Annotated in this window: 15 protein-coding genes; 14 read left to right on the top strand and 1 reads right to left on the bottom strand. The window is 62.6% G+C overall.

Going from position 1 to position 14,172, the window contains the following annotated elements; genetic code table 11:
* The 13 genes from NE851_RS10880 to NE851_RS10820 all read left to right on the top strand — a co-directional run bounded on the left by NE851_RS10880 (position 1) and on the right by NE851_RS10820 (position 11,528).
* A complete protein-coding gene (locus tag NE851_RS10880; protein ID WP_063473518.1) occupies positions 1–1,107 on the top strand; it encodes a carbon-phosphorus lyase complex subunit in 1,107 nt (368 codons plus the stop codon).
* Positions 1,104–1,979: an alpha-D-ribose 1-methylphosphonate 5-phosphate C-P-lyase PhnJ gene (locus NE851_RS10875; protein ID WP_028758164.1), complete on the top strand. Its 876-nt coding sequence runs from the start codon at positions 1,104–1,106 to the stop codon at positions 1,977–1,979. Before NE851_RS10880 ends, NE851_RS10875 begins: the two co-directional genes overlap by 4 nt.
* On the top strand, positions 1,976–2,752 hold the full coding sequence (gene phnK, locus NE851_RS10870; protein ID WP_254960299.1) for a phosphonate C-P lyase system protein PhnK: 777 nt from the start codon (positions 1,976–1,978) through the stop codon (positions 2,750–2,752). The genes NE851_RS10875 and phnK overlap by 4 nt, the downstream gene beginning before the upstream one ends.
* Before the next feature lie 26 nt (positions 2,753–2,778).
* On the top strand, positions 2,779–3,486 hold the full coding sequence (phnL, locus tag NE851_RS10865; protein WP_028756930.1) for a phosphonate C-P lyase system protein PhnL: 708 nt from the start codon (positions 2,779–2,781) through the stop codon (positions 3,484–3,486).
* Positions 3,483–4,100, top strand: coding sequence for a DapH/DapD/GlmU-related protein (locus NE851_RS10860; protein WP_254960296.1), 618 nt, complete (start codon positions 3,483–3,485; stop codon positions 4,098–4,100). The genes phnL and NE851_RS10860 overlap by 4 nt, the downstream gene beginning before the upstream one ends.
* Before the next feature lie 117 nt (positions 4,101–4,217).
* Entirely contained in the window at positions 4,218–5,063 is an 846-nt protein-coding gene (phnC, locus tag NE851_RS10855; RefSeq protein WP_049813432.1) for a phosphonate ABC transporter ATP-binding protein, read from the top strand.
* A gap of 87 nt (positions 5,064–5,150) precedes the next feature.
* The gene (gene phnD, locus NE851_RS10850; protein WP_028756932.1) at positions 5,151–6,056 is read left to right on the top strand and encodes a phosphonate ABC transporter substrate-binding protein; all 906 of its coding nucleotides are present in this window, start codon (positions 5,151–5,153) and stop codon (positions 6,054–6,056) included.
* Between the two features lie 59 nt (positions 6,057–6,115).
* Positions 6,116–7,075 (top strand): phosphonate ABC transporter, permease protein PhnE, encoded by a 960-nt coding sequence (phnE, locus tag NE851_RS10845; protein ID WP_254960293.1) that lies wholly within the window; start codon positions 6,116–6,118, stop codon positions 7,073–7,075.
* A 7-nt stretch (positions 7,076–7,082) separates the two neighbouring features.
* A complete protein-coding gene (gene phnE, locus NE851_RS10840; RefSeq protein ID WP_254960291.1) occupies positions 7,083–8,426 on the top strand; it encodes a phosphonate ABC transporter, permease protein PhnE in 1,344 nt (447 codons plus the stop codon).
* A 141-nt stretch (positions 8,427–8,567) separates the two neighbouring features.
* Positions 8,568–9,263, top strand: a complete 696-nt coding sequence (locus tag NE851_RS10835) for a DUF1045 domain-containing protein (RefSeq protein WP_254960289.1) — start codon at positions 8,568–8,570, stop codon at positions 9,261–9,263.
* Positions 9,264–9,276: 13 nt separating this feature from the next.
* Positions 9,277–10,416 carry an alpha-D-ribose 1-methylphosphonate 5-triphosphate diphosphatase gene (locus NE851_RS10830; RefSeq protein ID WP_028756293.1) on the top strand — a complete coding sequence of 380 codons (1,140 nt, stop codon included), beginning with the start codon at positions 9,277–9,279 and terminating at the stop codon, positions 10,414–10,416.
* The gene (phnN, locus tag NE851_RS10825; protein ID WP_174824512.1) at positions 10,416–11,009 is read left to right on the top strand and encodes a phosphonate metabolism protein/1,5-bisphosphokinase (PRPP-forming) PhnN; all 594 of its coding nucleotides are present in this window, start codon (positions 10,416–10,418) and stop codon (positions 11,007–11,009) included. Before NE851_RS10830 ends, phnN begins: the two co-directional genes overlap by 1 nt.
* A gap of 15 nt (positions 11,010–11,024) precedes the next feature.
* On the top strand, positions 11,025–11,528 hold the full coding sequence (locus tag NE851_RS10820; RefSeq protein ID WP_047617402.1) for a GrpB family protein: 504 nt from the start codon (positions 11,025–11,027) through the stop codon (positions 11,526–11,528).
* Positions 11,529–11,700: 172 nt separating this feature from the next.
* Here NE851_RS10820 and NE851_RS10815 read toward each other — a convergent pair whose 3' ends face one another.
* The gene (locus NE851_RS10815; RefSeq protein ID WP_246714019.1) at positions 11,701–12,558 is read right to left on the bottom strand and encodes a LysR substrate-binding domain-containing protein; all 858 of its coding nucleotides are present in this window, start codon (positions 12,556–12,558) and stop codon (positions 11,701–11,703) included.
* 559 nt (positions 12,559–13,117) lie between these two features.
* On the opposite strand from NE851_RS10815, the gene NE851_RS10810 reads away from it, so the two are divergent.
* Positions 13,118–14,167, top strand: a complete 1,050-nt coding sequence (locus tag NE851_RS10810) for an ABC transporter substrate-binding protein (RefSeq protein ID WP_254960285.1) — start codon at positions 13,118–13,120, stop codon at positions 14,165–14,167.
* The last annotated feature ends 5 nt before the right edge of the window (positions 14,168–14,172 follow it).

Raw genomic sequence — 14,172 nt, 5'->3', positions numbered from 1 at the left:
ATGTATGTTGCCGTCAAGGGTGGTGAGGCCGCCATCGCCAATGCCCACCGGCTGCTCGCCGACCGCCGCCGCGGCGACCGTTCGCTGCCGGCGATCGGCATCGACCAGATCGTGGCGCAACTGGCGCTCGCCGTCGACCGCGTCATGGCCGAGGCCTCGCTTTTCGACCGCACGCTCGCAGCGCTCGCCGTGCGCCAATCGCGCGGCGATATGATCGAAGCGATCTTCCTGCTGCGCGCCTACCGTACGACGCTGCCGCGTTTTGGCTATTCCGAGCCGCTCGACACGGCTGATATGACGATCGAGCGCCGCATATCGGCGACCTACAAGGATCTGCCGGGCGGCCAGCTTCTAGGACCTACCTTCGACTATACCCACCGCCTGCTCGATCCCTCGCTGCTTTCGGACGAGGCGATCGAAGAGCCCGCGCTGCGCCCAGCCGAGACCGGCCGCGTCATGCGCGTCTCCGAAATCCTCGGCGAGGAGGGCCTGATCGAGGCCGACGGCGACATGCCTGAAGATCACGAGATCGGCGACCTGACTCGCGAGCCGATGGAATTCCCGATGACCCGCGATCTGCGCCTGCAGGCGCTTGCCCGCGGCGACGAGGGCTTCCTGCTGGCGCTCGGTTATTCCACCCAGCGCGGCTATGGCCGCAACCACCCCTTCACCGGCGAAATCCGCATCGGCGATGTCGAGGTGGAATTCGACGTGCCGGAACTCGGTTTCGCCGTCTCGCTTGGCGTAATCCAGGTCACCGAATGCCAGATGGTCAACCAGTTCAAGGGTTCGGCTAAGGCGCCGCCGCAATTCACCCGCGGCTACGGCCTGGTCTTCGGCCAGAGCGAACGCAAGGCGATGGCGATGTCGCTGGTCGACCGGGCGCTGCGCGCCGAAGAGCTCGGCGAGGATATCACCGCGCCGGCCCAAGACGAGGAATTCGTCATTTCGCATTCCGACAACGTCCAGGCGACGGGCTTCGTCGAGCATCTGAAGCTTCCGCATTATGTGGACTTCCAGGCTGAACTCGATCTCGTCCGCCGCATGCGCCGCGAATTCGAAGCCGCCCGCAACGGCGGCGAAGACATGAAGGAAGCCGCCGAATGAGCGATCTGGCTAGCTACAACTTCGCCTATCTCGACGAACAGACCAAGCGGATGATCCGCCGCGCCATCCTGAAGGCGATCGCCATTCCCGGCTATCAGGTGCCCTTCGCCTCGCGCGAAATGCCGATGCCCTATGGCTGGGGCACCGGCGGCGTGCAGGTGACGGCCTCGATCATCGGACCGGATGACGTGCTGAAGGTCATCGACCAGGGTGCCGACGACACGACCAACGCCGTGTCCATCCGCGCCTTCTTCCAGAAGGTCGCCAATGTCGCGGTGACGACCCATACCAAGGATGCGACGATCATCCAGACGCGCCACCGCATTCCGGAAGAAAAGCTCGCTGCCGGGCAGGTGCTGGTCTACCAGGTGCCGATCCCCGAGCCGCTGCGTTTCCTCGAACCGCGCGAGACCGAAACCCGCAAGATGCACGCGCTCGAAGAATACGGGCTCATGCATGTGAAACTCTATGAGGACATCGCCCATAATGGCCGGATCTCACGGACCTACGCCTATCCGGTGAAGGTCCACGGCCGCTATGTCATGGATCCCTCGCCGACGCCGAAATTCGACAATCCGAAGATGCACATGTCGGATGCGCTGCAGCTCTTCGGCGCCGGGCGCGAGAAGCGCATCTATGCGGTTCCGCCCTATACCGACGTCGTCAGCCTGGATTTCGAGGATTATCCCTTCGATATCCAGCGCTTCGACAAGCCCTGCGCCCTTTGCGGCGCCGAGGATGTCTATCTCGACGAAGTGGTTCTCGACGACAAGGGCGGGCGCATGTTCGTCTGCTCCGACACCGATCATTGCGAAGACCGCCGGGCGCAGGGACATGCCGGCGAGATGCTGGCCCGGGAGGCTGCAGAATGAGCGATATTCCGCTTCTCAAAGTCCATGACGTTTCGAAATTCTACGGCAACCGCATCGGCTGCCGCGACGTCTCCTTCGAGCTCTGGCCCGGCGAAGTGCTCGCCATCGTCGGCGAGTCCGGCTCCGGCAAGACGACGCTGCTCAACTGCCTCTCCACCCGGCTGCTGCCGAGCACCGGCAGCGTCGAGTATCACATGCGCGACGGCAGCTACCGTGATCTCTACCGGATGAACGAGGCCGAGCGGCGCTTCCTGATGCGGTCCGACTGGGGCTTCGTGCACCAGAATCCGGCCGACGGCCTGCGCATGACGGTCTCGGCCGGCGCCAATGTCGGCGAGCGGCTGATGGCGATCGGCGACCGCCACTATGGCAAGATCCGCGCCTCGGCGATCGACTGGCTCGAGCGCGTCGAGATCGACGCCGATCGCATCGACGACCAGCCACGCGCTTTTTCCGGCGGCATGCGCCAGCGACTGCAGATCGCCCGCAACCTCGTCACCGGCCCCCGCCTCGTCTTCATGGATGAACCCACGGGCGGCCTCGACGTCTCGGTGCAGGCGCGCCTGCTCGATCTCGTGCGCGGCCTCGTCAACGATCTCGGTCTCTCGGCCATCATCGTCACCCATGATCTCGCCGTCGCCCGCCTGTTGTCGCACCGGATGATGGTGATGAAGGACGGCTACGTCATCGAGCACGGACTCACCGACCGCGTGCTCGACGATCCGCGCGAACCCTATACGCAGCTGCTCGTCTCCTCGATCCTGCAGGTCTGAGCTCCGAAACCAAGGAAGAAGAAATCATGGCAACGCCCCTCGTCGTTTCCGAAGTCTCGAAGAGCTTCACCATGCATCTGCGCGACGGCATCAGGCTGCCGGTCGTCTCCGATGTCGCCTTCTCGGTCGCGTCTGGCGAATGCGTCGTGCTCGGCGGCCCGTCGGGTATCGGCAAGAGCTCGCTGCTCAAGATGATCTACGGCAATTATGCCGTCGACACCGGCCAGATTCTCATCCGCCACGACGGCCGCATCGTCGATCTCGCCGCCACCGATCCGCGCACCGTGCTCAAGGTGCGGCGCCATACGCTCGGCTATGTCAGCCAGTTCCTGCGCACCGTGCCGCGCGTCGCGGCGATCGACGTGGTTGCCGAGCCGCTGGTGGCGCGCGGCGAGGACGCCGGCACGGCACGGGAAAAGGCCGGCGCTCTGCTGGCCAGGCTCAACCTGCCGGAAGCCCTCTGGCAGCTTCCGCCCGCCACCTTCTCCGGCGGCGAGCAGCAGCGCGTCAACATCGCCCGCGGCTTCATCACCGAACACACGATCCTGCTTCTCGACGAACCGACAGCCTCGCTCGATGCCAGGAACCGTGCCGTCGTCGTTGGCATGATCGCGGAAAAGAAGAAGGCGGGTGTCGCCCTTCTCGGCATCTTCCACGACGAGGAAGTGCGCGAAGCGGTCGCCGACCGGATCCTCGACGTCCAGCAGTTCTCACCGAGAAAGATCGCCGCATGAGCCGCAAGCTTGGTATCGAACCCTACTTTCATGAGACGGCATCCATCAGCGATTCCACCTTCGGGCGGTATACGGAGGTCTCCGAACGGTGCCGCATCAGCGAGGCTACGTTCGGCGATTATTCCTACATCATGCAGGACGGCTCCGTCTGGTGCGCGACGATCGGCAAGTTCGTCAATATCGCCGCCGCCGTGCGCATCAACGCCACCAAACATCCGACCTGGCGGGCGACGCTGCATCATTTCACCTATCGCGCCGCCGACTACTGGCCGGACGGCGACATGGAGACCGACTTCTTCGCCTGGCGCCGTGCAAACCGGGTGACGATCGGCCACGACGTCTGGATCGGCCACGGTGCGACCATCCTGCCGGGTGTGACCGTCGGCAACGGTGCGGTGATCGGGGCCGGCGCCGTCGTGTCGAAGGATGTTGCGCCCTACACGATCGTCGGCGGCGTGCCGGCCAAGCTCATCCGCGAACGCTTTCCGAAAGAGGTCGGCGAACGGATGGACAGCCTTGCCTGGTGGGACTGGGAGCACGATCGGCTGCGTCTGGCGCTAGCCGATTTTCGCAACCTGAGCGCGGAAGATTTCCTGTCCCGCTACGGCGGCTAAACCCCCGATATAGGGGCGGAGAATTGTGACAGGACTTACACAAATGTGACACGCGAGGTTCATCAAGCGGGACTAATGCGATGCTGACCAAGGCCTGGATCGCAAGGGAAGAGCATGATGTTCGAGCTGAAGAATGTCACACGTCGTTTCGGAAAAAAGCTCGCCGTCGATTCCGTCACGCTCGCCATTCCCCAGGGCCAGATGGTCGGCATCATCGGCCGCTCCGGCGCCGGCAAGTCGACGCTGCTGCGCATGATCAACCGCCTTCAGGAGCCGAGCTCCGGCACCATTCATTTCGCCGGCGTCGCGGTCTCCGGGCTTCGCGGCCGGGCGCTGCGCAACTGGCAGCGCGACTGCGCGATGATCTTCCAGCAGTTCAACCTAGTGCCGCGCCTCGACGTTCTGACCAATGTCATGCTCGGCCGCCTCAACCACCGCTCGACGCTGATGAGCCTGCTCAACATCTTCACCCGTGAGGAACGTGTGCATGCCATCGCCGCGCTCGAACGCCTCGGCATCGAGCAGACGGCGCTGCAGGCAGCCGGCACGCTTTCCGGCGGCCAGCAGCAGCGCGTGGCAATCGCCCGGGCGCTGATGCAGAACCCGAAGATGGTTCTCGCCGACGAGCCGATCGCCTCGCTCGATCCGCTGAACGCCAAGATCGTCATGGATGCGCTGCGCGATATCAACGAGCGCGAAGGCATCACCGTCATCACCAATCTCCACACGCTCGATACCGCCCGCAGCTATTGTGAGCGCATCGTCGGCATGGCCGGCGGCCGCGTCGTCTTCGACGGCAAGCCCTCGGAGCTCACCGCCGAGGCGGTGAAGGAAATCTACGGGACGGACAAGGACGGCGCCGGCATCGACGAAACGGTGACCTCGACATCCATCAATATCGCCCCCGAGCGGGCAGACAATCAATCCGCCGGCACCCAACCGCTGGCGCTGGCCGGTCTCTGAGAGAGGCGGCCGCGATCGAGCGCCCGCGTCAAGGGCACACTTCTTCGTAACGGGAAGACCGGGGACACCGGTCAATAGGAGAGACATATGTTGAAGAAAGCACTCTTTGCAGCAACGGCGCTCTTCGCGCTCGCCGGCGCTGCCCATGCTGTCGACCTCAAGGAATTCCGCATCGGCATCCTCGGCGGCGAAAACGAAACCGACCGCCTGCGCAATTATGCCTGCCTTGCCGACCACCTGAAGCAGGAATTCGGCTTCGAGAAGGTTTCGCTTTTCCCGGCTGCTGATTATGACGGCGTGATCCAGGGCCTGCTCGGCGGCACGCTCGACTTCGCCGAACTCGGCGCCTCCGGCTATGCCGCCGTCTACATCAAGGATCCGAAGGCTGTCACGCCGATCCTGACGACGCAGCAGAAGGACGGCTCGACGGGCTACTACTCGATCGGCCTCGCCCTGAAGTCCTCCGGCATCAAGTCCATCAAGGACGCCAAGGGCAAGAAGCTCGGCTATGCCGATCCGGATTCCACCTCGGGCTACCTCGTTCCGCTGACGCAGATCCCGAAGGACACCGGCATGCCGAACGACAAGTTCTTCGCCTCGACCCAGTTCAACGGCGGCCATGAGAACAACCTGCTTGCTGCCTATGACGGCAAGGTCGACATCGCCGTCGACGACTCGTCGGGCATCGGCGATTTCAAGGACGGCTACACCTCCGGCACCTTCCGCAAGGAAGTCGACAAGGGCGCCGTCGATCCGAACAAGCTGGTCGAAGTCTGGCGTTCGCCGCTGATCCCGAACGGCCCGCTCGTCGTTCGCAACGCTCTCGGTCAGGAGTGGCAGACGAAGCTTGCAGCCTTCTTCACGGCTCTGCCGGCCAAGGATCACAAGTGCTTTACCGCCGTCGAAGGCGGCGACTACCAGGGCTACTCGCCCGTCAAGCACGACTTCTACAACGCTGTCGTTGAAGTCCGCAAAGCTGCCATCGGCGGCTGATCGGATCCTTGAATGCGGGCGGCCGGGAACGGCCGCCCTTGTAACCGGACGAGGCCTTGATGACCATTGCCGACACACAGCCGCAGATGCAGAGCACCAAGGACATCGGCACCGCCTGGGACCGCATGGTCGCCAAACGGCGCTTCTACACCATCCTCGGCCTGGTCATTCTGATTGCGGCTTTCGTCAGCTCCGTCCGTTTCGCTGACGAGAGCAACGCCGGCCATTTCTTCGACCGCCTGCCGCATCTCTTCGACTTCCTGAGCTGGCTCATCCCCAAGGATTGGCATGATGTCTGGCGGGCATTGTTCGACATTGCGAGCGTCAACGACAAGGGCGGCGAGGAATTCAATTTCGACAAGGGCCGCGTCTACGTCTGGGGCGCCTTCTACATTCCCGAATATTTCGAACTGATGATCGTCACCATCAACGTGGCGCTGATGTCGACGATCATCGGTTTCGTCTTCGCCGTTCCCTTGAGCTTCTTTGCTGCCCGCAACCTGACGAATTCATGGCCGCTGCGCATCTTCTCCAAGCGGCTGATGGAGTTCCTGCGCGCCTTCCCCGAGATCGTCATTGCCGGGCTGTTTTCGGCGATCCTGTCGATCGGACCGGTCGCCGCCATCATTGCCATCAGCCTGCACACGGTCGGCGCACTCGGCAAACTTTTCTACGAAGTGGCCGAGAATATCGACATGAAGCCCGATGAGGGCATGAAAGCCGTCGGCGCCAACTGGTGGGAGCGCGTACGCTTCGCCGCCCTGCCGCAGGTGCTGCCGAATTTCACCTCCTACGCGCTCTTACGCCTCGAGATCAACGTGCGCGCCTCGACCATCATCGGCGCCGTCGGCGGCGGCGGCATCGGCGAGGAGCTGAAGCTTTCGATCTCGCGGGGATTCGGCGCCAAGACGATGGCGCTCGTCCTCCTGCTGTTCGTGACGATCGTCGCCGTCGACCAGTTCTCCGCCTGGCTGCGCCGCCGCCTTGTCGGCGAGCACGCCTTCCTCCTGCAACATTGAGGCCGCCATGACGGTGATCGACGCAAACCGCATGCACGAGATAGAGACGCGCTATCCGGAATATTTCCATCGCTCGTTCCGCCAGCGTTTCGGTGGGCTGATGATCCTTATGGCGACGCTGCTCTACGGCCTCTACGCCGCCTGGTTCTTCGACCTGTCCAAGCTCTTTGCCGAAGCGCATTGGGAGCGCGTCGGCATCTATCTCAGCCAATGGGTGAGCTACGACGTCCAGCCGGAACTCCGCATTCAGGACGACGGCTCGATCGAGGTGCGTTATCCGCGTTTCTCGCCGCTCGGCGACAATCCGCATCCGGATTGGCTGGTCAACAATCCCGACGGCAGCATCAGCGTTTCGATCAGCGGCACCAGCCGCAGCGTCACTGTCTCGAAGAGCGAGACGATCGTCACCGCGCATGGCGTCAGCGTCCCGATTGAGCTTTCCAGCGGTGCGCCGAAAGTCGTCGGACCGGTGCCCGGCTGGATGACGGTCTATGACGACAACGTGCTGGCCGATCTCGGCTTTGCCGGCAATGTCAGCATATCCGTCGACCGGGTGAAGATCCGCAAGCGTTTCATCGGCTGGGCGAATTTCATCTTCGACACGCAATCCTCCTTCTTCGACAAGCCGGTCAGCGAAGTCGTCAGCCTCATCGTCTCCGGTCCGCGCATCAAGCTCGACCAGTCCAACCTGTCGCTCGCCTTCGACGATATCTGGAACAACAGCGAATGGCAGCACGGCGACGTCTGGACCAAGCTTTTCCAGACAATCGTCATGGCGTTCCTCGGAACGCTGCTCGGCTCGCTTACCGCCTTTCCGCTCGCCTTCCTGGCAGCGCGCAACATCACGCCGAACCGGCTGCTGAACCAGATCCTGAAGCGCTTCTTCGATTTCCTGCGCTCGGTCGACATGCTGATCTGGGCGCTGTTCCTGACGCGCGCCTTCGGCCCCGGCCCGCTTGCCGGCAGCGGCGCGATCTTCCTCACCGAGACCGGCACGCTCGGCAAGCTCTATTCCGAAGGATTGGAGAATATCGACAACAAGCCGCGGGAGGGCATCAAATCGACCGGCGCTCAGACGGTGCTCGTTCATCGTTACGGCATTATGCCGCAGATCGTTCCGGTCATCGTCAGCCAGACGCTCTACCAGTGGGAATCAAACGTGCGCGGCGCGACCATCATCGGCGCTGTCGGCGCCGGCGGCATCGGCCTCAAACTCTGGGAGGCCATGCGCACCAACGCCAACTGGGAAAATGTCGCCTATATGGTCATCCTGATCCTGATCGTCGTCTTCCTTTTCGACACGGCCTCGAACGCGCTGCGCCACCGGCTGATGGGCACAAAAACCCACTGATCCACCCATCAAAGGCGGCGGCGGCGCTGCCGCCATCATCATTCTGTCACGGAAATCTTTTAGCCGGAGCCTGCTTGCGGTTCGCCGCCAAATCACTGCACATTGCGCTCCCTCGTTTCGACGATCCCCAGGATAAAAGCCTTGCGCTACGCTCTCTATTTCTCGCCGCCGAAGGATCATCCCCTGACCGGCGCGGCCTCGCTCTGGCTCGGCCGCGACGCTTTCACCGGCGAGACCTATCCGGCACCGGCCTATGAGCAACTGGGTGCGGCAGATCAGTTCGAGCTGACCGCCGACCCGCGCCGCTACGGCTTTCACGCCACGATCAAGGCGCCGTTTTCGCTCGCTGCCTCCGTCACCGAGAAGGATCTCCTGGGGGTTGCCGAGGATTTTGCCCAGCGCACGCCAGCCTTCGAGATTCCGGAACTCGTGCTCGGCCAGCTCGGCCGTTTTTTTGCCCTCGTTCCCGGTTCTCTTCATCAACCTCTTCAGGATTTCGCCGCGAAGGTGGTAAGGTCGTTCGAACCGTTCCGTGCCGCGCTTTCCGAGGCCGATATGGCGCGGCGCAACCCGGATAAGCTCAGCGACAGCCAGCGCGCCCATCTGCAGCGCTGGGGTTATCCCTACGTCATGGAGGATTTCGGCTTTCACATGACGCTGACCGGCCAGGTGCCCGAAGCGCGCGCCGCGGTGATGAAAGCGATTCTGACCGAGCGTTTTGCCGATTTCACCGGCCGTCCGCTTCCAATTTCCGGCCTTGCCGTCTTCACCGAGGAGACGCGCGGTGCCCCGTTCAAAGTTCATTCCTGGCTGCCGCTTGCCGGCGCCAAACGCTGAAAGACCTGACGAGATGAGCAAAGAGACCGTGTTTTCCAATGCCCGCATCGTTCTCGAGGATGACATCCTCTCAGGATCGATCCTCATTCGCGACGGCAAGATCGCCGATATCTCCGAGGGCAGCTCGGTAGCCGGCGAAGATTTCGAAGGCGACTACGTCATTCCCGGCCTCGTCGAGCTGCACACCGATCATCTCGAAGGCCATTATCAGCCGCGTCCCGGCATACGCTGGAACAAGACCGCCGCAGTCCAGGCGCACGACGCCCAGATCGTCACCTCGGGCATCACCACGGTGTTCGACTGCCTGCGCATGGGTGCGGATGAGGACGGCGGCTTCGAACATGGCGAGATGCGTGAGATGGCCGATGCCATCCAGTCGGCGGAGAAGGAGGGCAGGCTGCGCGCCGAGCACCTGCTCCACCTGCGCTGCGAGGTCTCGGCCGACAATGTGCTCGAACATTTCGCCGATTTCGAAAACGACCGGCATGTGCGGCTCGTTTCGCTGATGGATCATGCGCCCGGCCAGCGTCAGTTCCAGACGATGGACCAATATATCTTCTACTACCAGAAGAAGCGCGGCCTGAGCGACGAGGCCTTCGCCCGTTTCGTCGCCAAGCGCCAGGCGGAATCGGCCCGCAATTCGACGCCGCACCGCAACGCCATCGCCAAGGTCTGCGCCGAGCGCGGCATCACCGTGGCAAGCCATGACGACGCCACACTCTCCCATGTCGACGAGGCGATCGACAACGGCGTGCGCCTGGCCGAATTCCCGACCAGCTTCGATGCCGCCCGGGCATCGCACGGACATGGCATGAGCGTGCTGATGGGGGCGCCGAACATCGTGCGCGGCAAATCCCACTCCGGCAACATCGCTGCCCGCGACCTTGCCGAAATGGGCGTACTCGACGTGCTTTCCTCCGATTACGTGCCGCTCAGCCTGCTGCATGCACCCTTCATTCTCGCCGACGAGGTGGAGAGCATCACGCTCCCGAAGGCGATCGCCATGGTGACGTCGACGCCTGCCCGCACCGTCAGCCTTGACGATCGCGGCCGGATCGCGACGGGACTGCGCGCCGATCTCGTCCGCGTCCACCGCGCGCATGGCGTGCCGGTGACACGCTCCGTCTGGCGCCAAGGACGCCGTGTCGCATGATGCCGCACGAACCCCATCCCGGAGCCGGAGCCGAGCGCGGCATCATGGTCGTCGTCGTCGGGCCGAGCGGCGCCGGCAAGGATACCCTGATGAACCTTGCCGCCCGGCATTTCACCGGCCGCACCGACGTTCATTTCACCCGCCGCGTCATCACCCGTCACCGTGACGCCGGCGGCGAGGATCATCTGTCCATCTCCCTCGAAGGCTTCGCCGCCATGGAGCAATCAGGCTCCTTTGCCGTCTGGTGGGAGGCGCACGGCCTGAAATATGGAATTCCCGCCGAGGTTTCGGTGGCGCTGTCCAGAGGCCATGTCGTCGTCGCCAACGGCTCGCGCTCGGCGCTTCACCGTTTCCAGGCCGCCTTCCCGCGGCTGAAGGTCATCAACGTCACCGCCCGCCCCGAAGTGCTCGTCGGCCGGCTGGAGGCGCGCGGACGCGAGACGCATGAGGATATCATGGCCCGGCTCGCCCGCGGACCGCTGACGGTGCGCGGCGAATATGACGTGACGGAACTCGACAATAGCGGCTCGCTCGAAGAGGCCAAGCAGAAGATGATCGCGATCCTCGAGGGATTGCTGGCGGAGACGCACTGACGGGAGAGGCAGGGCATGCGCGCCATCAGAGTGGTCGACTACGATCCTTCCTGGCCGCGGCTCTTTGCCGAAATCAGCGCCGAGGTGTCCATCCTGCTCGGCGACCTCGTGCTTTCCACCGATCATATCGGCAGTACGTCCGTGCCCGGCCTGGCGGCCAAGCCGAAGATCGACCTCGATGCCGTCGCCATATCCGACGACGTCCTGCCGGTGGCGATCGAGGCCGTGCGCGCTGCGGATTTCGTCTTCCACGGCGATACCGGTGAACAACGATGGGCCTTCACGCGCGATTGTGAAGGTTATGGCTTCAAGCTCTATCTTTGCGGGCCCGATAATCGCGCGCATCGCGAGCGCGTTCTGTATCGCGATTATCTCAGGGATCACCCGGAGCGAGCCAAAGCCTATGCCGATCTGAAACGTAGGCTGGCCGCGGAGGCAGACGGCGATTGGGGCCTTTACACCGGCGGAAAGACCAAATTTGTTCGCGAGACGCTGCGATTGGCAAGCTTGAGGCTGTGAAATTGGGCTGCGCCCCTATCTTCAAAGCGTGTCCGGCCCTCTCCTGGAGCGATTCCGTTTTTTCTTCGAATCACGGAATTGCTCTATCTCTTTTGTTTTCACGCAATTCCCGGCAAAAGCGTTTCACGCTTTGCCTGGCAAAATCGCTGCACACTTTTGCTGGATTGCTCTTTCACCCCGGCCGGCTGGTTTCATCAGAGGCGTGACCGCCCATGGTTTCACCGATTGACTGTTGCATCCATGCGCGGAAACGCGCCAATGTCACCTCATTCCAGCGCTCTCGTGATCCGACGAAGTAATAGCCTCCAAGCCGGACATCCGTTCCGAGCAATTCGACGAGCCGCCCGGCACGCAGGTCGTCGGCAGCGATCAAACGTGTGGCAAGGGCTATTCCTTGGCCTGCGACAGCCGCATCGACCGTCAGATTGGCCGACCACAGCCGTGGACCATTCAAAATTACTTCATGCTCGAAGCCAGCCTTGCGAAACCATTGCCGCCATTGATCGCGGCTTTCCTCGTGGATCAACGGTTGGCGCACCAGATCGTCGAGGGTGCGTATTGGCGCATTCCTGCTGATCCATTCGGGGCTTGTGACCGGAAACATGCGAGGCCTTTCCAGCAGGATCCAGCGGACATTCCCTCTTGGCTCCTCCGAGTAGCGGATGTCGACATCGGCCTCATAGCGCGTGAAATCCGGTTCGAGATCGGTCGCGCGCATCACGAAATCGATCCCGGGCAACGCAAGCTGGAGCTGATTGAAGCGCGGTGTCAGCCAACGCGTTGCGAGGCCGGGCACGCACCAGATGCGCAAGACAGTGCGGTTGACTGCTGGGCGCAATTCCGCCGTCGATTTGGCAATGAGGTCGAAAGCCGTTCCCACGGTCTCGGCAAAAACCCTGCCTTCCGCCGTCAGCCTGATGCCGCGCGGTCCGGCATCGACAAGCCGCGTGCCAAGCCAGGCTTCGAGGTTACGGACGTGGCGGGATATGACGGTATGGCTGAGATTGAGATCGTCCGCGGCCCTGCGCATTGAGCCCAGCCGGCTGACCGCCTCGAAGGCGCGCACCATGGATAACGGCGGTAAACGTCCGCGTTTCCGAGCACCTTCCGGTTCATCTGCTAACGATTTCCCTCTGCGCAATCCCGTCCCCCAAAGGAAAACCAAAATCGGAATGCCGTGTACACATCCATATGCCATAGGCTTCGGAACTTGGGTGTAACGAAGAGTGGTGCACGGTGGTGCATATGGTGCACCACTAACCTATCGATTGGCAATTGCCAAATCCGACCTTTTCATAGGCGAGTCGTGTCGAATTTGCCGGCTGGTGCGACGCCTGGCCGGAAACACCGGTTGGGAGTGGTGCATCGACGTGTCCACCGGGGGCAACAAAAAGCGCCTTTCCGCCCCTTGGGACATACGCCAGCATTGTTCGCAGCAAAACCGTCCGCCTGTTGGAGATGACACACGGCAAGCCCGCTGAAGCCGGCCTTGCCTACCCCACGGACGCGGCCGGCGATCGCCCCCGATCCCGAAGATCGTGGTTGTCAACCAAGCATCGGGCAGATGCTCAACAAACAGGGGAAAGCGAATGAAACTCAAGAACACGTCGACGATTGCAGCTCTGGGATTGCTGTCACTGGCGGTTGCTACGGGGCCGAGCGTGGCCAGGGACCTCACCATAGCTTCCTGGGGCGGCAACTTTCAGGATGCTCAACGAAAGATTTTTTTCCAACCCTTCGCCGAGGATACCGGCAAGCCTCTGCTCGATGAGGCCTGGGATGGCGGCATCGGTGTCCTTCAGGCGAAGGTCAAGGCTGGCAATCCTTCCTGGGATGCGGTGGAGGTCGAGGCGGATGAGCTTGCGCTCGGCTGTGCCGACGGTCTTTTTGAAAAGGTGGACTGGAGCAAGCTCGGCGGCAAGGATGCATTCCTCCCTTCCGCCGTAAGCGATTGCGGCGTCGGCTCCATCGTCTGGTCGACTGCGATCGCCTATGACGGCGCAAAGATTGCCAACGGCCCGGAATCCTGGGCCGACTTCTGGGACGTGAAGAAATTCCCCGGCAAGCGCGCCCTGCGCAAGGGGCCGAAATACACGCTCGAATCCGCGCTGATGGCCGATGGCGTGCCGGCCGATAAGGTTTACGAGGTCCTGGCGACGCCGGAAGGCATCGACCGTGCCTTTGCCAAGCTCGACGCATTGAAGCCGAGCCTGGTCTGGTGGACCTCGGGCGCCCAGCCACTGCAACTGCTTGCCTCCGGCGAGGTTGCCATGACCAGCGCCTACAACGGCCGCATCACCGGCATCAACCGCTCGGAAGGCAGGAAGTTCAAGGTTGTCTGGCCGGGCAGCATCTATGCCGTCGACAGTTGGGTCGTCCTGAAGGGCGCTGAAAACAAGGATGCGGCCTTTGACTTTGTTGCCTTCGCTAGCAAGTCGGAAAATCAGGCAAAGCTGCCGCAATATATCGCCTACGGCCTCACGAACACCGAAGCCGGCAAGACCCTGCCGCCCGATCAACTGGCCGACCTGCCGACGACCCCGGCCAACATGCAGGGAGCCGTCAGCCTTGATACGGACTTCTGGATCGACAATTCGGAAGCGCTGACCAAAAGATTTGACGCCTGGCTGGCACAGTAGCGGCA

It is taken from the genome of Rhizobium anhuiense bv. trifolii (assembly GCF_024346605.1).
Lineage (GTDB): Bacteria > Pseudomonadota > Alphaproteobacteria > Rhizobiales > Rhizobiaceae > Rhizobium > Rhizobium anhuiense.
The sequence above is the reverse complement of the archived record's forward strand: the minus strand, read 5'-3'. Positions and strand labels throughout refer to the sequence as shown.

What these genes read in the sequence shown, in the direction of transcription:
- phnC (WP_049813432.1), top strand. Translation starts at nt 4,218, where the DNA reads ATGTTCGAGCTGAAGAATGTCACACGTCGTTTCGGAAAAAAGCTCGCC.
- NE851_RS10875 (WP_028758164.1), top strand. Translation starts at nt 1,104, where the DNA reads ATGAGCGATCTGGCTAGCTACAACTTCGCCTATCTCGACGAACAGACC.
- NE851_RS10820 (WP_047617402.1), top strand. Translation starts at nt 11,025, where the DNA reads ATGCGCGCCATCAGAGTGGTCGACTACGATCCTTCCTGGCCGCGGCTC.
- NE851_RS10815 (WP_246714019.1), bottom strand. Translation starts at nt 12,558, where the DNA reads ATGCGCAGGGCCGCGGACGATCTCAATCTCAGCCATACCGTCATATCC.
- NE851_RS10860 (WP_254960296.1), top strand. Translation starts at nt 3,483, where the DNA reads ATGAGCCGCAAGCTTGGTATCGAACCCTACTTTCATGAGACGGCATCC.
- phnL (WP_028756930.1), top strand. Translation starts at nt 2,779, where the DNA reads ATGGCAACGCCCCTCGTCGTTTCCGAAGTCTCGAAGAGCTTCACCATG.
- NE851_RS10880 (WP_063473518.1), top strand. Translation starts at nt 1, where the DNA reads ATGTATGTTGCCGTCAAGGGTGGTGAGGCCGCCATCGCCAATGCCCAC.
- NE851_RS10810 (WP_254960285.1), top strand. Translation starts at nt 13,118, where the DNA reads ATGAAACTCAAGAACACGTCGACGATTGCAGCTCTGGGATTGCTGTCA.
- phnE (WP_254960293.1), top strand. Translation starts at nt 6,116, where the DNA reads ATGACCATTGCCGACACACAGCCGCAGATGCAGAGCACCAAGGACATC.
- phnN (WP_174824512.1), top strand. Translation starts at nt 10,416, where the DNA reads ATGCCGCACGAACCCCATCCCGGAGCCGGAGCCGAGCGCGGCATCATG.
- NE851_RS10830 (WP_028756293.1), top strand. Translation starts at nt 9,277, where the DNA reads ATGAGCAAAGAGACCGTGTTTTCCAATGCCCGCATCGTTCTCGAGGAT.
- phnE (WP_254960291.1), top strand. Translation starts at nt 7,083, where the DNA reads ATGACGGTGATCGACGCAAACCGCATGCACGAGATAGAGACGCGCTAT.
- phnK (WP_254960299.1), top strand. Translation starts at nt 1,976, where the DNA reads ATGAGCGATATTCCGCTTCTCAAAGTCCATGACGTTTCGAAATTCTAC.
- phnD (WP_028756932.1), top strand. Translation starts at nt 5,151, where the DNA reads ATGTTGAAGAAAGCACTCTTTGCAGCAACGGCGCTCTTCGCGCTCGCC.